A 16,417-nucleotide genomic window follows, 5' to 3' on the forward strand; every position below is an offset into this window, starting at 1 on the left:
CCTAATCCGCTGTCTCAATGCTCGAGGATCAAGCGGCTGCCGCAAAGAGCAGCAAGGCTGGGGGTGGCAGTCCAATTCTGGGTCAGCAGTATTTGCAGCAACTGCGCCGATCGCTGGCTGGCGGCTTCTGGGCTGAGACCTAAGTAAAAACTAGCGGTGTGATGGCTATCGGTATGTACGGTTTGCAACAAGTCATCGGCATAGTGCAATGCTTTTTGGAGTTGGGTTTGCAGATTTGTCCACACATCCAAATTGCGGAGGTTGCTCAGGGTTTCAGCGACAACATCTTGGCGGTGTTGTAGAAAAATGGTGCGCCCTTGCAGTTCAACAGGTAAATCGGCAAAGAGAATCACTGGCCCGTAGCCAATGATATGGACGGTCTCCATCCATTTGGTTTGGGGCAGGAGTAATTCCCGCACAATGTGGCAGGCTAAGGCTGTAATGATCAGCCCTTGACTGTGAGCCACTAGGTATAATTCAGCACCGGCTTGTAGCCCTTTGACAATTTCGTAGGCGAGGCGCAGGGTGGGACGGGGTGCCCCTGCCGGGAATACGCCGTAGAGGTATTGGGCAAAATCACTCCAGCCAAGGCGCTGTAAAAAGGGTAACGCTAAAAGGCTGCTGATGGCGGCGGGGGTCTCAGGGGTCAGGGGACGGTGTTGCACCTCCTTGGGCTGGGCGATCGCCAACATATCTGCATCATCACCCAGTTCTTTGGTGATGAGTTGTTCAAGGAGTTTGGCATAGGCACGCCGGCGATCGCCGGCACGGTCGTTGTTTTCTACTGTTGGCCAAAAATGGTAGAGTTCTGCTTTGCCCAGCAAACTTTCCAACAGATCGGCTTGGAGACCGTGGGTTTGGTTATGGATACCGCGAATCTCAAGGGGATGGGCAGCCGTTAACTCCGCAAGGCGATTGAGATCCCGCTGTTGCTTGGCGCGATCGCTACTCACGCCATTCACATGCAGTAAGCGGCGGCGGGCAGCGAATGCAGGCAGAGGATTGGGAACAAGAATAGTGCCGTCAAGGAGAGGTTCCATTGAACACGAATACTGCTAATTGGTTTGTTACTTGTCTAGATTTTGGGTCAAGGTTTTGTCAAAAATGAGACGAATGAGATAACTATCATCGGTTCTGAAGAGTCAGGCGTAATTGCTCTAGCCCCCATCCATTTGGGAAGATCTGCCCCATCGGTTAACGCTCGATGAGCCACGGCGGCGTGTTGAGCACACAGAAGCACGGATCTTGGGCTAGCCACTGGGATCCCACCTGATGGAGCGCCGCCATCACCGGCTGAAGCTGCTGTCCTTTGGGGGTTAGGGAATATTCCACCCGAGGCGGCACCTCCGCATAGACCCGTCGTTCCACTAGGCCATGGGCTTCCAGTTCCCGCAAACGCTGGGTCAAGGTCTTAGTGCTCACTCCCGGTAGCGCTGCCAACAGCTCGTGGGTGCGGCGATCGCCCCCAAATAGCTCCCGTAACAGCAAAATTGACCACTTATTGCCCAACAAATCCACCACAAACTGAATCGGACATTGGACATCAATACACGCCTTCGCCATTGACATCTGCCATTTAGATCGATCCTACTCCTTCACAGCCGCGCCGAGAACACCCCCATTGTCGGCATTCTCATTGTCGGCATTCTAGACACTGCCATGAGGGATTTTGACAGGTTGACACAAAACTCAATATTTCTTAAGAATGTCCTCTGGTCAAGCTATCTGGGTAATGCTTTACCCCAAGTTCCTATAGGGATAGCGCGGTAACTGCCTTGTGAGAACTCATCGCTTCAGGGAAAGATGTTGCACAGTATCGATAGCAACACGCACAGTTATGGTCAGTACCTCCTCTGCTGAAGCAGCCAGTCTGCGGCCAGGAATTAAAGCACCAGCTCAAGAAACCCTTTTAACGCCTCGCTTTTATACCACCGATTTTGATGCCGTTGCTCAGATGGATTTGTCTGGGCATGAGGATGAAATTGAGTCGGTATTGGCCGAACTGCGAGCCGACTACAACCGCTATCACTTCGTGCGCAATGCGGAGTTTGATCAATGCTGGGATAGCATCGATGGCGAAACCCGGCAGGCCTTCATTGACTTCCTAGAGCGCTCCTGTACGTCTGAATTTTCAGGGTTCTTGCTGTTCAAAGAACTGTCTCGCAAACTCAAGGGGCGTAACCCTGTTCTGTCGGAAGCCTTTGCACTTCTTGCCCGTGATGAAGCCCGCCATGCTGGCTTTCTCAACAAAGCCATGGCTGACTTTGGTCTATCCCTCGATTTGGGCTATCTGACCAAAAACCGCACCTATACGTTCTTCCCATCAGAATGGGTTATCTACACGGTTTACCTATCCGAGAAAATTGGATATTGGCGCTACATTCTAATCTATCGCCATCTGGAACAGCATCCTGAACATCGCATCTACCCGCTGTTCAAGTACTTTGAAAGCTGGTGCCAAGACGAAAACCGTCACGGTGACTTCTTCAAGGTCTTACTGCGATCGCAACCCAAACTGTGGAATACTTTGGGCGGTCGCCTCTGGGCTCGGTTCTTCCTGCTCACCGTTTTTGTCACCCATACCTTGACGGTGCTGGAACGGGCAACGTTCTACGAGTCCATTGGGTTAGATCCGGATCAATTCAATAAAGACGTCATCCGCAATACCAACGAAACGGCTCGGCGTGCCTTTCCCTGTATTCTCAACACCGACCATCCTACCTTTTTCCTGCGCCTGAACACCTGCGCGATCGCGAACCAGCATCTAGCCGAGATTGCCAGCACCCAGCGTCCTGCTGTAATCAAGCTGATCCAGAAACTGCCATGGATGGCAGTCATTATCTGGCAAATGCTGTGCCTCTATCTAATTCCGTCTGTGAACGCTGAACAATCACGAGAAACTGTTCGTTAGGAGAGTCTCCATGAGTTCATTGTCTGCTCGCCTCCGCGAAGGAACCCAGCAGTCCCATACGGCGGCTGAAAATACGGCCTTTATGAAGTGTTTTTTGAAAGGGATTGTGGAACCGGAGCCATTGCGCAAGCTCTTTGCAAATTTATACTTTGTTTACAGCACCCTAGAAGACCTCTTCCGCCAATATATTGATCATCCTGTCGTTGGGGCGATGTATTTCCCGGAGTTAAACCGAGCGGAACAACTGGCCAAGGATTTGTCCTATTACTATGGCCCCCAGTGGCGCGATCAAATTACCCCATCCCCCGCCGGCCAAGCCTACTGCGATCGCCTGCGTCTGCTGGCGGAGGCCGACCCACTGTTGCTCATTGCCCATGCCTATACCCGCTACATGGGCGATCTATCAGGGGGGCAGGCTCTAAAGCGGATCATTCGCTCGGCGCTCAACCTACCCGACGGTGTGGGAACTCAGATGTATGAATTTCCAGCATTGCCAACCCCCGAAGCCCGGCAAGCCATGAAGGAACGGTATCGCCAAACCCTTGATTCTCTGCCCATTGATGAGGATACGGTGGAACGGATGATTGCCGCCGCTAATGATGCCTTTATGCTCAACCGCAACATCATGCACGAGCTGGAAGAGGATGTAAAGGCCGCCATCGGAGAGCATACCTTTCACCTGCTCACGCGCCACGATCGCCCCGGCAGCACCACGCCCCATGCCCAAGGGGGCGATCGCGAACTCGTCCTAGGCTAGGCATTGGCGCTTGGGGAATCCGCTCTTTGAAGGTTCAGCGCTTGAAATCCGAGCGTCAGGTGATACAGCATTCGACATGTGCTGGGGTAGCTTGGGACTGTTCCGACTCGATTGATCTGCTCATCCATTTGACGTATGAAACCTAGCCATCATGAAACCGCTTTCTCAGACCGTTGAATTTGATGCGGCTCTGCTCAACAAATACAATCAGCCACTGCCGCGCTACACGAGCTATCCTCCTGCAACAGAGCTATCTCCCAATTTTGATACAACCTCATTTCGAGCGGCGATCGCTCTGGGAAACTATAAGAAAACACCCCTATCCCTCTATTGCCACATTCCCTTTTGCGAAACCGCTTGCTATTTCTGCGGCTGCAATACCATCGTGACACCGCGTAAGGGCATTGCTGCACCCTACGTCGATTACTTGGTGCGCCATATTCGTCAGATAGCGCCCCTGATCTCTCGCGATCGCCGGGTGCACCAACTCCACTGGGGCGGCGGTACGCCTAATTATCTAAATATCCATCAGGTTGACTATCTATGGGAACAGATTTCCCAGCAGTTTACCTTTGATGACAGAGCCGAAATTTCCATTGAGATTAACCCTCGAGATGGCGATCGCCAGTATCTCAATCATCTGCGGCAGCTTGGATTTAATCGCATTAGCTTTGGCATCCAAGACTTTAACCCCACGGTACAGGCAGCGATCAACCGGATACAACCAGAATCAATGCTATTTAACGTGATGGACTGGATCCGGGAGGCGGGCTTTAAGAGTGTCAATGTGGATCTGATCTATGGATTGCCCTACCAAACCGTGGATAGCTTCCGGGAAACAGTAGAAAAAACCCTAGCGCTCAACCCCGATCGCATCGCGGTGTTTAACTTTGCCTATATTCCCTGGATGAAGCCGATTCAAAAGCGCATGCCCGCATCAGAAATGCCCAGCAGTGCGGAAAAGCTCCAAATCCTTCAGCAAACCATCGCCCAGTTAACCGATGCAGGCTATGTGTTTATCGGCATGGATCACTTTGCCAAGCCCAACGACGAACTGGCGATCGCCCAGCAGACCGGCAAACTCCATCGCAACTTCCAAGGCTACACCACCCAGCCCGAGTCTGACCTAGTTGGATTTGGCATGACCTCCATCAGCATGGTGCAGGATGTCTATGTCCAAAACCATAAGCGCATTGGGGATTTCTACCGAGCTTTAGATACCAACCAGCTTCCCATCGAGCGCGGCGTGCGGCTCAGCCAAGATGATCTGATTCGTCGAACGGTGATCATGGAACTGATGTGTCAGTTCCAACTCTCGGTGCAGGATCTAGAAGCCAAGTATCACCTCAGGTTTGACCTCGACTTCAACGACTACTTTGCCCCCGTCTTGCCCCAGCTCGATGCCCTAGAAGCCGATGGCTTGCTGAAGCGCTCGCGGGATGGCATCGAAGTAACCCCCAGTGGCCGCCTGCTGATTCGCAACATTGCTGCTGTATTTGATGCCTACCTGGGCGATCGCACCGGCAACGTATTCTCCAAATCTATATAGATTGATATAGATTGATTATGACCACTAGTGCACCAAGTCAACCCACTCGCTATCCCCTCAACTGGCTGATTGTCTTCTTCTTCACCGCTGTCCATGCCTTAGCCATGCTGGCTCCTTGGTTTTTCTCTTGGTCGGCCTTGGGGGTGATGCTCCTGCTCCATTGGCTGTTTGGCAGCATTGGCATCTGCTTGGGCTACCATCGCCTGCTCAGCCACCGCAGCTTTCAGGTTCCCCGCTGGCTGGAATATGCGATCGCCCTAGTGGGGGCAATGGCTCTACAGGGCGGGCCGATCTTCTGGGTGGCCGGCCATCGACTACACCACGCCCATACGGAGGATGTGGAGCAGGATCCCTACTCCGCTAAGCGTGGCTTTTGGTGGAGCCACATGCTGTGGATGATCTATCCCCATCCCGACTACTTCAACTACGATCGCTACCAAAAATTTGCGCCTGACCTAGTTCGCCAAGGCTTCTACCGCTGGCTCAACCGCTACTTCATTCTGCTGCAACTGCCCCTCGCGATCGCCCTGTATGCCCTAGGCGGCTGGCCCTTCGTCATCTACGGTGTTTTCCTGCGGTCAGTGTTGCTGTGGCATAGCACTTGGTTGATCAACTCCGTCACCCATATGTGGGGGTATCGCACCTTTCACATCAACGATAATTCCCGTAACCTATGGTGGGCTGCGATTTTGACCTATGGCGAGGGCTGGCACAATAACCACCACGCCTATCCCCATGTGGCGAAGGCAGGCTGGCAGTGGTGGGAGATTGATGTCACGTGGTGGGCTATCTGGATATTGAAAACCCTAGGGCTAGCCCGGAACGTCGTAATGCCGACGGAGACGGCTCTCGCCCTCGCTGCGCAACCGGTGCGGCGATCGCCCTAAATCGACAAACCAAATCTATTCGAGGGATAGGAGCATTGAGGGAGAACTTGCTATCAAGGGTTGATCCCTTTCAGGGCGGCTCAAGCCTACAGAATATGACGCACCCCCCACCCATCCCCACATCAACCGCCGCTGTGGGGTTAGGCATAGCCATGGGTTTGGAGGAAGGGGATATCAATGGTTGAGTCGGTTGCTGGTGCCGCTGAGCGCCCCAACAGTTTATGGGTATATTTCCCAAGGAGATCGGCTTCTAAGTTCACGGCATCCCCAATCTGAAGAAACTGGAGGGTTGTTTCCCGATAGGTATGGGGAATAACCGCCACCGTAAATTCATCCCCCAGTTCATTACAGGCAGCCACCGTCAAGCTAATGCCGTTGATGGCAATACTGCCCTTGGGAATGATGTACGTAGCAACGGCTAGGGGTGCGGCAACGGTCAGCTCCCAACTCTCGCCAGTGGGGGCGATCGCCCTCAGAGAGCCCACCCCATCCACGTGACCGGTTACAAAATGCCCACCCAGTTTATCCCCGACCCGCAATGCTGGCTCCAAATTGACCGCCGCACCTTGCTGGGCTTTTTCCCCTAGGGTCGTGCGCTGGAGCGTCTCTGGAGAGACACTCACCCGAAAGCTGCTGCGATCAAAGGTTTCCACCGTCAGGCACACCCCATCCACAGCAATACTATCGCCAATAGCCATCTCCTTGAGAAACGGTGCCATCGCCGCAGTAATGAGCAACTGGTGCTCGGAGTGCCACTGCACCTGTCCAACCGCTTGAATAATGCCTGTAAACATCAGCAACCCTTAGAGAGTTCGTAGATAGCGTAGGGAGCCACTCGAGTTTCATCGAGCCAATCCTCCCCTGTTGCGAGGGGCGTGTAGAGCTGACAGGTGGTGAAGCCCGCCTGAGCAAAGGCCTGACGATAGTCTGCCTCGCTCCAGAACGTATCCGTCACAACTATGTTTTCGGGTAACAACCGTGCCTTGACCTGCTGACCTGAGCGTAGCGGCGGTTGGTTTTCGGGAAAATTCACCTCACAACTCAGCCAACGATGACTGTAAAACTCTGGGGTCGTGGTCACCACCCAACCTACGCCATTGGGCTTAAGAACACGGCAAATTTCCGCCATAACATTGATGAGTGTGGCATAGTCAGCAATTTCCAACACCATCCATGTTGAGAGAAACACATCAAACTGACCATCAGCAAAGGGAAAGGGGTGATTGGCGTTGGACTGCACATAGTGGCCATGGGGATCCTGCTGCCGCGCGTAGGTAAGCATGGCCTCATTCACATCCAGACCAGTGACCTCTAGCCCCAAAGACTTCAAAAAACGGCTCGATCGCCCCGCTCCACAGCCAACATCAAGCGCCTGCCCACAACAACCAAGTGCTTGAATCCGTGCGGCCACTTGGTCAAAGGCAAGGCGATCGCTGCCTTGAATGCCGCGCTGGGCAAACTCCGCAGCACTATAGGTATAGTCTGTACTGTTGCCCGTCATTGCAGTGGCCTAAACTGTCATAATATCTTTTTCTTTTTCTGCGAGCAGGGCATCTACTTTGCTGATGTACTTATCGGTTAACTTCTGAAGCTTATCCTGTAGATCCTTGACTTGATCTTCAGACAGCTCACCTGCTTTCCCTTGTTTTTTCACCTGATCGATAGCATCGCGGCGGATATTGCGAATCGCAACTTTACCATTTTCAGCAATTTTGGCGGCTGTTTTCACTAATTCTTTGCGGCGTTCGGTAGTGAGGGGGGGAATATTTAAGCGCACACTGGTGCCGTCATTGTTGGGGGTTAAACCCAGATCCGACAGTTGAATCGCTTTTTCAACAGCGGCAAGGCTGGAGCGATCGTAGGGCTGAATGAGAATTGTTGTTGCATCGGGGGTGGAAATAGTAGCTAAGGAGCGCAGGGGCGTTTCAGTGCCGTAGTAATCCACCATCACCCGGTCTAGTAAGGCCGCATTGGCGCGACCCGTGCGGATACTATTAAAGTCGTGCTGGGTTGCTTCCACGGATTTTTGCATCCGCTCTTCGACATCAGCTAATTTCACAGGAGCCTCCAACCATCGTACCAATGGGTTCCCCAGTCAACGCACGGTAGATATTGCCCGCCGTTTCTAAGCTAAACACAATGATGGGGATATCATTATCTTTACACAGGGCGATCGCCGTACTGTCCATGACCGCCAAGTTATGGGTCAGGGCGTGGGTGTAGGTTAACGTTCGATAGCGTCGGGCATTTGGGTTTTCTTGAGGGTCGGCATCATAGACCCCATCCACCTTGGTTGCTTTGAAAATAACTTCGGCATCAATTTCTGCGGCTCGCAGCGCAGCGGTAGTATCCGTGGTAAAAAAGGGATTCCCAGAGCCAGCGCCAAAGATCACCACGCGGCCTTTTTCCAGATGGCGGATAGCGCGGCGACGAATGTAGGGTTCGGCAATCTCCTGCATCGCGATCGCCGTCTGTACCCGGGTGGGCACATTCATTTGTTCAAGGGCATCCTGCAGGGTCATGGCATTCATCACTGTGGCAATCATGCCAATGTAGTCCGCCGTTGCTCGATCCATGCCAGCGGCAGCCCCCTTCATCCCCCGAAAGACGTTGCCACCGCCCACAACAATAGCTGTTTGTACCCCTGCTTGAACCACTTGGGCAATTTCACTGGCAAAGGCCTGAACTACTTTCGGGTCAATACCGTAGTTGAGGCCACCCATGAGGGCTTCACCGCTCAATTTGAGCAAGACGCGGCGGTAGTTAGGACTCATGGCAAAGACTGTCGCACTCCAATAGCTCCCCATCAACCATAGCAGGTTCAGTTACCGCCGCAGTAGCCTACACAGAGGGATAGCTTGGTAGCCCCGTACTAAAGTACGGGGAGGAAAAGCTACCTAGCAACTTTAGTTGCTCTGTGCTAATCTATACTTAATCGCCATCCTTGGTGAAAAACCCAATCGGCGACAGTTGTTACAAGTAAGCAGAACTTTGGGGCTTTGCCTCAAGGAACTGTGTAGGGGCGGTTTGCTCACGCCTTTACGAGTTCGTTTGTGGACTGCGTAAGAATCCCCCGACTTTAGTCGGTGGGAGTGTCAAGGTTGCCATTCTCAGCGGAGGCGTTCCTAAAAATTGTCTGGAAAAGCAATGGGGTTGGCCGCCGCCTGTAACCGCCGCTGCACCTGTACCAGATGGGGGCTATAAAGGGGCAGCGGTTCCGTAAGCTGATGGGGGCGCAAACCCTGCTCAAGAACGTAGGCGGCCACCGTGCCTGTGCCAGCCCCCACCGACCACTCGTAGGGGTGCACCCGATAGGCCGCAGCCGCAATATGGCTGGTGGCAATATTTTTGCCGGTCACCAGTAAATTATTGATGCGGGGGGGAATCAATGCTCGCAAGGGCACTTGGAACGGATAGGTTTGACCAGCCCCTTGACGTTCTCGCGGGCGTTCAATATTACCTGCAGCTTCTGGGGGTGTTGCAGCATACAGGGATGAAAATCAATGGGATAGTAGCCAATGCCAATACTGTCGGGATAAAGTCGCGCCCGACGCCGCCATTGCATCTGACTCAGGGGAAGCACACCGCGAGCAACCGCCAGTCCCTGCAACCCACCCATGCGAATCGCTAGTTGTTGGAACTGCTCTGCACCGAGAGTCTGGGGATAGTAAGGATCTTGCCAGTAGGGCTTTGCAGAAATATCAATCTCATCAATACTAAACCCCGCTGGCCAGCCCCCCTGATAGCGACCCACCAACCGTCGCCCTTCGCGAATATAGGGGAATTTAGACAGGCCATGAGCCGTGCCCATCGGCGAATCATACCCCTGTAGATAGCGCAGATAGGGGTTGGGTTGCTTGATGTTATCCCCTAAGACTGCATCGGTGGTGCCAGTGGCCAGCCAGTAAAAGTAATTCCGTGCCAGTTCTTCTGCTGCCGCTAAGCCAGCAATCCGCCAGCCTCCCTGCCAGCGTCGGGGTTGGAGTTGACCACTGGCCAGCAGTTGCGATCGCGTCAACAATAAATTATCCATCGCCGTTCCTGGGCCGTAGTCATTGCCCCGCTCCCAGTTTTGCATCGAAATATCCCCCACACTGACTTGTCGGGAGCCTTGAGCGGGCTGAGCACTAAAAATGCGCCGATAGGTGAGCACCAATACTGGCTCTTGGCCAAAACGCAAATGGGCATAGCTGTAAAAGGGGGCAAAGCGATCGTAACTGGCGGGACGGCGATAGGTTTGAGGCTCAGCCATGACCTCAAGGGCAAAGGTATAGGTAATGGCTTGGGGGCAGTAGGGATAGGGAACAGGACTAGAGGCGGACGGGTTGTCCACGCTCACAGGATCAATCCCCAAGCGATAGGGGAGATCCGCCAAGGCCAGCACCTCTCCTGTTTCAGTGGCTTCAATCACCATCCAGTCGCCCGCGGTGGGGGGCTGAAAATTGAGAATGGTTTTGCTCAACCGTGGTGAGTCTTGATCGCTGTAAATGTCTGCCAGAGTTTGGGAGAGGGGGTCGGTATTTAGCGGTGGGGCTTGGGGGGCACGTCGGTGTTGAATGCCGCGCACATGGCGGATGAGTTGCCCGGGTTGCTGTGGATCGTCTGCGGGGGTGATCTCCTGCACCACTGTATTGAGAAACACCTTGAGGGTGCCCCGCCCCTGAGCCGCCATTTCTTGCAGCAGGTCACTCACAAGGGTTGCCCCCACTGCTGGCAGAAAGCAAACCTCACTGACCCAGCAATCTCCCGGGCGGTTTTGGGCAATGATGCGGCGACGGAGTTGGCTATAGCCAGCGGGAAACCACCACTGTTGTCGCTGGCGCAGTTGTTCATCGAGGGCAGAGGTGCCCTGGGCTGACAGTTGCCCCCCCAACCAATCGGTGATTTCGGTAAGGCAAACAGTTTTGCCGTAGCGTAATCCTTCGTAAGCAGTGGCCACGCCAGCTAAGCCACCGCCAATCACTAAAATGTCGCACTCAACGGTTTGGGGAGCGGCAAGGGCACGCTGGTTAGACAGCGGGGCGATCGCCACCAAGCAACCCATTAACCACCCATAGCAAGTCCGCATGGGGCAAGTTCTCCTGACGTGACTCTCGCAACGACTGTGCCAGCCAGCACCGCAAGTTTGCCCCTAGGCATGGGGGTAGAACTTAACGGCGCGGTCGTGCCAATTTCTGTACTATACTTAGACCCGTAAGCCATGTCACTCATCAGCGTTAGGAACGAGCGTCAGGAAACTAATCGCATGAATGAATTTGAAACATCGCCAGCCACGGAAACAACCCATACAGAAGCCTCCGTTCTTGAGGTGGACACAACTCCAGCCGGCAGTTTAGCTGGACGTGAACCCGCAACACCCGCCCCTACGGTGGGAGGGTTAACCGATGAGCAGTGGCAACAAGCCCGCGAAAAGCTGTACTGGGTGCTGACGGTCTTTCCCGATCAGGTGAGTACATTTTTGGGAGAGTACAAGCAACCCCTACGGACGCTGCTGATTATTTTGGCAACGGTTCCCTTTGTGGCACTGGCGATCGCGATTTTGGAAGTTGTGAATGCTATTCCCCTGTTGGCACCCACCTGCCAACTCATTGGTTTTGGCTACGGCACTTGGTTCCTGTATCGCTATGTCTTGTTTGATTCAGGACGGCGAGAATTAACCCAAAAGGTCAATGATTATAAAGCACGTATTCTCGGGGATACCACATCTACCCCTTCATAAGCGATGCGGCTGCACTACCTGCAACATGTGCCCTTTGAACCCCCCGCTCACATTACAGCATGGGCACACTCGCGGGGACATCACTGGCAGGGTACCCATCTTTACGCTGGTGAAACCCTCCCCACGCTTGCAGACATCGATGCCTTGATTGTTATGGGTGGGTCGATGGGGGTCGATGACGAAGCAGTTTATCCTTGGTTACGGGCAGAAAAGGCATTTCTAGGGGCGGCGATCGCCCACGGGATGCCAATTCTGGGTATTTGTCTGGGGGCACAACTCCTAGCCCAGGTGCTCGGGGCTAGCGTTACCGCCGGTATTGCCAAAGAAATTGGGTGGTATCCTATTCACCTCACCCCTGCCGCTCAACAGCACCCATGGTTTCAGGCGTGGCCATCCTCCCTCACCGTTTTTCATTGGCATGGCGATACCTTTAGCTTGCCGCCGGGAGCGATCCCCCTAGCCACCAGTGCTGTCTGCCAGCAGCAAGGCTTCCTTTGGGGCGATCGCGTCTTGGGATTGCAATTTCACCTTGAAGTGACCCCGGCCACCATTGCGGATCTCATCCACCACTGTGGCACTGAGTTAGGCTCAGGGGCATACACTCAATCGGCGGCTGACATAGTGGCGAAGGCTGGGCAAACCCAAGTACTGATCCCCTACTTAGAGCAATTGCTGGATCGGTGGCTGACTGGGATGGTCTAAACCTGCTGCAAAACTGCCGCTGACTGGTAGGATGATCCCAAGACAAACCGAGATAACAACGTGAACCGTCTTCAAACCACTTTTAGTATCGAAGGCTTTCAGCGGCAAATTCACAGTGCGCCAGTCCCTGTCATTGTCCATTTTTGGGCACCCTGGTGCGGCCTGTGCCGCCTCATTGATCCCCTCTTGGATCAACTGGAGCAGTCCTTGCCGCAGCGGTTACAGGTGCTCAAAATCAATGCTGATGAGCATTTTGCCCTAAGCCGCCATTTTCAACTCACGACCTTACCCACCCTGCTATTTTTTGAGCGCGGCGAGCTAGTACAGCGGTTTGACCCAGCACTGGTAAAGGGAGATTTTCGCCAAGCTCTGCAGCAGGTGCTTTGCCGTTCCTTTCCATCGCTGCTGGCAGCGGAGTCCCGCTCATAAACCGTAGGGTAGCACTGCAATGGCTTGGCTGCGTCGCCTGAATCACTTTTTAGAACGCCGCTGGGTTACACCTGCCTATGGCGGTGGGCTGCTGCTGGGGATGACTCTCTTTTTATTTGCGGCGGCAGTGAACTCCATGGCCGGTTGGCTATACGTCATTACTGGTATTATTTTGGGGTTATTAATTGTTGCTGCGATTCTGCCGCCGCGACATCTGCGAGGGATAGTTTTAGAGCGCGCACCTGTAACGCCTGTGCACGCGGGCGATCGCCTGCGGTTGCATCTTTTTTTAACCAATGCCACCACCTCCCCCCGAAATAGCCTTCAGGTGATTGATCGGCTGCCCCGTGCCCTCTGGTCACCGACCCAAAGCCAACCGCCGCAGCAGGCCATTGCCGAAATTTTGCCCCACCACACCTACGACTGGCAGTACGACCTCATCCCACACCGGCGGGGGGTTTACGATTGGCAGTGGGTCTCCCTGCGAACGGCCTCACCCTTGGGTCTATTTTGGTGTCAACGGCAGGTGAGTGTGCCAAGCCAACTGGTGGTTTATCCCCAAGTACTGCAACTGCACCACTGTCCCCTGCTGGATCAACTGGGTCAAGAACTGTCCCAAGACTGGCGCGATCGCCAACACCATCTCCACGTTGCTCAAGAGGGCATTACTCGCTCCTTGAGACCCTACCGCTGGGGCGATCCGTTGCGCTTAGTCCATTGGCGCACGAGTGCCCGCTACGGCGAACTGCGGGTGCGGGAGTTCGACACCTTCAGCGGTGGCAATGCCATCACCATTGCCCTTGATACAACCCCCCGCTGGCAGGAGGAGGATTTTGAACAGGCCGTGATTGCCGCAGCCAGCCTCTACGTGTATAGCCAGCAACAGCAAATTCCCGTACAATTTTGGAGTGCTGCCACGGGGATGGTGCACGGACAAGCAGCGGTTCTGCGCACCTTAGCAGATATCCAACCCCAGGCCACGGCTGCCCCCTACCCCATTGATCCGATTCTTTGGCTAACGTCTGAATCCTCGACCCTAGACCAGTTACCCCCGGTAGTGTCACCCTACTGTGGGGATCACAAGCGTTGCCCCCTCAACCAAGAATCTTGTACATTCACGGCGATCGCCCCCTTAGCCTCCAGCTCCAGGCTAGCCCCAGTACTTGCTACGTGCCACTGTGACGGTTCTGATTACGGGAATTGGTCTATTGACTACCCTTGGTGAAAACGCCCCCCAAACGTGGCAGCGGTATCTTCAGGGGGACACCGGGTTACAGCCAAAGGGCTTACCAACCGGAACCGTAGGCGTTATCGGCACAACAACCCAACCCTTAGAGACAATTCTGAGCCAAACCGTTGCTGAAGCACTAGCGGATGCAGGTTTAGCCGCGCCTCTGGTGGATGGGGGGGTCGTCGTTGGCTCTAGTCGTAGTTTTCAAGCCCAGTGGGAAGCATGGCTGTGCACCGGGGAACCATCGCTCCCCCTGAATTACTGGCTAGAGCGGTTACCGGCGGCGGTATCCCAGCAAGTGGCTCAACAGGCGGGCATCGTTGGTCCGGTGTTGAATCCGACGGCGGCCTGCGCTACCGGGATTTGGGCGATCGCCCAAGGGGCAATGCTGATCCAGCAGGGGCAGTGCGAGGTCGTGCTCGCAGGGGCAGTAGAGTCGCCCCTGTCTCCCCTGACGTTTGCTGGCTTTCAGCGGTTGGGGGTGTTAGCCTCTGAGCGGGTGGCGCCCTTCGATCGCGATCGCCACGGCTTGGGGTTGGCGGCGGGCGGTGCCATTCTAGTGCTGGAGTCGGAGCGCCATAGCCGCTCTCGCCAAGTTCAGCCCTATGGTGCCATTGCTGGGGTCGGTCTCACCGCCGATGCCGAACAGATCGCTGCGCCAAGTTTACGCCAAGAAGGGGCGATCGCCGCCATTCAAAAGGCTCTGCATCAGAGCCAATGCACCCCTGCAGAGATTGACTATATCCATAGCCATGGCACCGGCACCCGGCTAAATGATGCAGCAGAAGCGGCCTGGATCCAAAAACTGTTTGGGTTCCATACCCCCGTTACCAGCAGCAAAGGGGCGGTTGGCCATACCCTTGGGGCAGCAGGGGCGATCGCCACCGCCCTATCCTGTTTATCTCTGAAAGACCAGCACATTCCCCCCTGTGTAGGCTGTCAGCACCCTGCCTTTGACCTCGATATTGTCCTGAAGGCACGGGCTGCTCACCTGCGGCGGATTCTCTGCTGTAGTTATGGCTTTGGCGGCCAGAATGCAGTGCTGGTGCTGGCAGCTCCCTAAAATGTCCCCTAACTAGCAAGGTACTCATGAATATCGCTCCGGCGCTTGCGCAGCTTACTGAGGGCTTCCCGCTCAATTTGCCGCACCCGCTCCCGGCTAATGTTTAACAACTCACCCACCTTGGCGAGGGTCAGGGGTTGACCGTCTTCCAGCCCAAACCGCAGAGACAGCACTTGGCGTTGCTGCGGGGTTAAGTCCGCCATCAGCCGCTCTAAATCACTGCGCAAGGACGACTGAGCCGTAAACTCTTCCGGCGAAATCGAGGTATCCTCCAGCAGTTCGCCCAGTTCGGTATCTTGGTTGTCCCCCACCCGCACATCCAACGACAAGGGCTGCCGCGCCCGCTCCAGATACTCCCGCACTTGGGCTGGGGTGAGTTCCAGTTCTGCAGCCAGTTCGTTAATGGTGGCGGCTCGTCCTAGCCGCTGGGAGAGTTGGCGTTGCGCCTTCTTGATTTTGTTGAGCTTCTCGGTAATGTGAATGGGGAGCCGAATGGTGCGCCCCTTCTCAGCGATCGCCCGCGTAATAGCTTGGCGAATCCACCAGTACGCATAGGTAGAAAAGCGATACCCCTTCGTCGGATCAAACTTTTCCACCCCCCGCTGCATCCCAATCGTGCCCTCTTGAATCAGATCCAGCAGATCTACATTGCGCTTAATATACTTCTTGGCCACCGACACCACTAGGCGCAGATTGGCTTCCACCATCTTGCGCTTAGCCCGCTCGCCCATCTCAATAGCGCTCTCTAGCTCCGCTGGGTTGATATTAGCGGCAGTTGCCCACTCCTGTAGAGTTGGTTCACGCTTGAGGTCAGTGGCAAGCTGTTCGCGCAGCTCATTGAGTAGGGCAAGGTGCTGTACCTGTTTACCATAGATAACTTCTTGCTCGTGGGTTAGTAACGGTACACGACCAATCTCCCGCAGATAAGTACGTACCAAGTCTTTTGAAGTCTCCATAGTCACCATCGCTCGATATGAAGGTTGACAGCAGTTAGTCGTTGAAATGCTTTTGATATTGGTTCTTTAGGGTAGTACGGACAAACTCTCCTGCTAAAGGGTGCAGTCAAACCAGTGGTGCTTTAACAGCTTTTTAGCAGATGTATTAGATATATTAAGAATCTTAACATTTCTAAATCTGTTAATCGGAATACTAACATTGCCCTTTGGGGG

18 protein-coding genes are annotated in these 16,417 nt (G+C 54.4%); 9 read left to right on the forward strand and 9 right to left on the reverse strand.

All coding sequences use genetic code 11. The features are described from left to right. Positions 1–14: 14 nt before the first annotated feature. Together BRW62_RS06175 and BRW62_RS06180 are read right to left on the reverse strand one after the other, a co-directional pair. Positions 15–1,040, reverse strand: a complete 1,026-nt coding sequence (locus tag BRW62_RS06175; RefSeq protein WP_099798718.1) for a hypothetical protein — start codon at positions 1,038–1,040, stop codon at positions 15–17. A gap of 154 nt (positions 1,041–1,194) precedes the next feature. Continuing rightward, the gene (locus BRW62_RS06180; RefSeq protein WP_099798719.1) at positions 1,195–1,569 is read right to left on the reverse strand and encodes a winged helix-turn-helix transcriptional regulator; all 375 of its coding nucleotides are present in this window, start codon (positions 1,567–1,569) and stop codon (positions 1,195–1,197) included. 268 nt (positions 1,570–1,837) lie between these two features. On the opposite strand from BRW62_RS06180, the gene acsF reads away from it, so the two are divergent. From acsF to BRW62_RS06200, 4 genes are all read left to right on the forward strand, one after another. Further along, positions 1,838–2,911 carry a magnesium-protoporphyrin IX monomethyl ester (oxidative) cyclase gene (gene acsF, locus BRW62_RS06185; protein WP_099798720.1) on the forward strand — a complete coding sequence of 358 codons (1,074 nt, stop codon included), beginning with the start codon at positions 1,838–1,840 and terminating at the stop codon, positions 2,909–2,911. A gap of 10 nt (positions 2,912–2,921) precedes the next feature. Next, the gene (locus tag BRW62_RS06190; RefSeq protein WP_099798721.1) at positions 2,922–3,668 is read left to right on the forward strand and encodes a biliverdin-producing heme oxygenase; all 747 of its coding nucleotides are present in this window, start codon (positions 2,922–2,924) and stop codon (positions 3,666–3,668) included. A 151-nt stretch (positions 3,669–3,819) separates the two neighbouring features. Next, positions 3,820–5,217, forward strand: a complete 1,398-nt coding sequence (gene hemN, locus BRW62_RS06195) for an oxygen-independent coproporphyrinogen III oxidase (protein WP_099798722.1) — start codon at positions 3,820–3,822, stop codon at positions 5,215–5,217. Positions 5,218–5,234: 17 nt separating this feature from the next. Further along, on the forward strand, positions 5,235–6,104 hold the full coding sequence (locus tag BRW62_RS06200) for an acyl-CoA desaturase (RefSeq protein ID WP_099798723.1): 870 nt from the start codon (positions 5,235–5,237) through the stop codon (positions 6,102–6,104). 140 nt (positions 6,105–6,244) lie between these two features. Here the strand turns inward: BRW62_RS06200 and BRW62_RS06205 are convergent, their stop codons facing one another. The 6 genes from BRW62_RS06205 to BRW62_RS06225 form a co-directional block, all read right to left on the reverse strand. After that, positions 6,245–6,898 carry a riboflavin synthase gene (locus BRW62_RS06205; RefSeq protein WP_099798724.1) on the reverse strand — a complete coding sequence of 218 codons (654 nt, stop codon included), beginning with the start codon at positions 6,896–6,898 and terminating at the stop codon, positions 6,245–6,247. Beyond that, on the reverse strand, positions 6,898–7,605 hold the full coding sequence (locus tag BRW62_RS06210) for a class I SAM-dependent methyltransferase (RefSeq protein WP_099798725.1): 708 nt from the start codon (positions 7,603–7,605) through the stop codon (positions 6,898–6,900). Before BRW62_RS06210 ends, BRW62_RS06205 begins: the two co-directional genes overlap by 1 nt. Before the next feature lie 9 nt (positions 7,606–7,614). Further along, positions 7,615–8,163, reverse strand: coding sequence for a ribosome recycling factor (frr, locus tag BRW62_RS06215; RefSeq protein WP_099798726.1), 549 nt, complete (start codon positions 8,161–8,163; stop codon positions 7,615–7,617). Beyond that, complete coding sequence (pyrH, locus tag BRW62_RS06220; RefSeq protein WP_099798727.1) at positions 8,150–8,878, reverse strand: UMP kinase; 729 nt, start codon at positions 8,876–8,878, stop codon at positions 8,150–8,152. Before pyrH ends, frr begins: the two co-directional genes overlap by 14 nt. Positions 8,879–9,229: 351 nt before the next feature. Further along, a complete protein-coding gene (locus tag BRW62_RS13845) occupies positions 9,230–9,508 on the reverse strand; it encodes an FAD-dependent oxidoreductase (RefSeq protein ID WP_237269146.1) in 279 nt (92 codons plus the stop codon). Next, a complete protein-coding gene (locus BRW62_RS06225; protein ID WP_227517620.1) occupies positions 9,490–11,172 on the reverse strand; it encodes an FAD-dependent oxidoreductase in 1,683 nt (560 codons plus the stop codon). Before BRW62_RS06225 ends, BRW62_RS13845 begins: the two co-directional genes overlap by 19 nt. A 177-nt stretch (positions 11,173–11,349) precedes the next feature. Here BRW62_RS06225 and BRW62_RS06230 point away from each other — a divergent pair, with 177 nt between their 5' ends. The 5 genes from BRW62_RS06230 to BRW62_RS06250 are packed head-to-tail and all read left to right on the forward strand — an operon-like array spanning position 11,350 to position 15,248. Then, positions 11,350–11,823 carry a CAAD domain-containing protein gene (locus tag BRW62_RS06230; RefSeq protein WP_099798728.1) on the forward strand — a complete coding sequence of 158 codons (474 nt, stop codon included), beginning with the start codon at positions 11,350–11,352 and terminating at the stop codon, positions 11,821–11,823. Between the two features lie 3 nt (positions 11,824–11,826). Continuing rightward, complete coding sequence (locus BRW62_RS06235) at positions 11,827–12,525, forward strand: type 1 glutamine amidotransferase (protein WP_099798729.1); 699 nt, start codon at positions 11,827–11,829, stop codon at positions 12,523–12,525. A gap of 60 nt (positions 12,526–12,585) precedes the next feature. Beyond that, positions 12,586–12,954 (forward strand): thioredoxin family protein, encoded by a 369-nt coding sequence (locus BRW62_RS06240; RefSeq protein ID WP_099798730.1) that lies wholly within the window; start codon positions 12,586–12,588, stop codon positions 12,952–12,954. Between the two features lie 19 nt (positions 12,955–12,973). Beyond that, the gene (locus BRW62_RS06245; RefSeq protein ID WP_198406194.1) at positions 12,974–14,179 is read left to right on the forward strand and encodes a DUF58 domain-containing protein; all 1,206 of its coding nucleotides are present in this window, start codon (positions 12,974–12,976) and stop codon (positions 14,177–14,179) included. Beyond that, positions 14,133–15,248, forward strand: a complete 1,116-nt coding sequence (locus BRW62_RS06250) for a beta-ketoacyl-ACP synthase (protein ID WP_099798731.1) — start codon at positions 14,133–14,135, stop codon at positions 15,246–15,248. Before BRW62_RS06245 ends, BRW62_RS06250 begins: the two co-directional genes overlap by 47 nt. Before the next feature lie 8 nt (positions 15,249–15,256). On the opposite strand, the gene BRW62_RS06255 is transcribed toward BRW62_RS06250, so the two are convergent. Next, positions 15,257–16,213 carry an RNA polymerase sigma factor, RpoD/SigA family gene (locus BRW62_RS06255; RefSeq protein WP_198406195.1) on the reverse strand — a complete coding sequence of 319 codons (957 nt, stop codon included), beginning with the start codon at positions 16,211–16,213 and terminating at the stop codon, positions 15,257–15,259. Positions 16,214–16,417: the final 204 nt, after the last annotated feature.

This window comes from Thermostichus lividus PCC 6715 (genome assembly GCF_002754935.1).
Lineage (GTDB): Bacteria > Cyanobacteriota > Cyanobacteriia > Thermosynechococcales > Thermosynechococcaceae > Thermosynechococcus > Thermosynechococcus lividus.

What these genes read in the sequence shown, in the direction of transcription:
- BRW62_RS06210 (WP_099798725.1), bottom strand. Translation starts at nt 7,605, where the DNA reads ATGACGGGCAACAGTACAGACTATACCTATAGTGCTGCGGAGTTTGCC.
- acsF (WP_099798720.1), top strand. Translation starts at nt 1,838, where the DNA reads ATGGTCAGTACCTCCTCTGCTGAAGCAGCCAGTCTGCGGCCAGGAATT.
- BRW62_RS06180 (WP_099798719.1), bottom strand. Translation starts at nt 1,569, where the DNA reads ATGTCAATGGCGAAGGCGTGTATTGATGTCCAATGTCCGATTCAGTTT.
- BRW62_RS06235 (WP_099798729.1), top strand. Translation starts at nt 11,827, where the DNA reads ATGCGGCTGCACTACCTGCAACATGTGCCCTTTGAACCCCCCGCTCAC.
- BRW62_RS06255 (WP_198406195.1), bottom strand. Translation starts at nt 16,213, where the DNA reads ATGGTGACTATGGAGACTTCAAAAGACTTGGTACGTACTTATCTGCGG.
- BRW62_RS06190 (WP_099798721.1), top strand. Translation starts at nt 2,922, where the DNA reads ATGAGTTCATTGTCTGCTCGCCTCCGCGAAGGAACCCAGCAGTCCCAT.
- BRW62_RS06245 (WP_198406194.1), top strand. Translation starts at nt 12,974, where the DNA reads ATGGCTTGGCTGCGTCGCCTGAATCACTTTTTAGAACGCCGCTGGGTT.
- BRW62_RS06175 (WP_099798718.1), bottom strand. Translation starts at nt 1,040, where the DNA reads ATGGAACCTCTCCTTGACGGCACTATTCTTGTTCCCAATCCTCTGCCT.
- pyrH (WP_099798727.1), bottom strand. Translation starts at nt 8,878, where the DNA reads ATGAGTCCTAACTACCGCCGCGTCTTGCTCAAATTGAGCGGTGAAGCC.
- BRW62_RS06230 (WP_099798728.1), top strand. Translation starts at nt 11,350, where the DNA reads ATGAATGAATTTGAAACATCGCCAGCCACGGAAACAACCCATACAGAA.
- BRW62_RS06200 (WP_099798723.1), top strand. Translation starts at nt 5,235, where the DNA reads ATGACCACTAGTGCACCAAGTCAACCCACTCGCTATCCCCTCAACTGG.
- BRW62_RS06225 (WP_227517620.1), bottom strand. Translation starts at nt 11,172, where the DNA reads ATGCGGACTTGCTATGGGTGGTTAATGGGTTGCTTGGTGGCGATCGCC.
- BRW62_RS06205 (WP_099798724.1), bottom strand. Translation starts at nt 6,898, where the DNA reads ATGTTTACAGGCATTATTCAAGCGGTTGGACAGGTGCAGTGGCACTCC.
- hemN (WP_099798722.1), top strand. Translation starts at nt 3,820, where the DNA reads ATGAAACCGCTTTCTCAGACCGTTGAATTTGATGCGGCTCTGCTCAAC.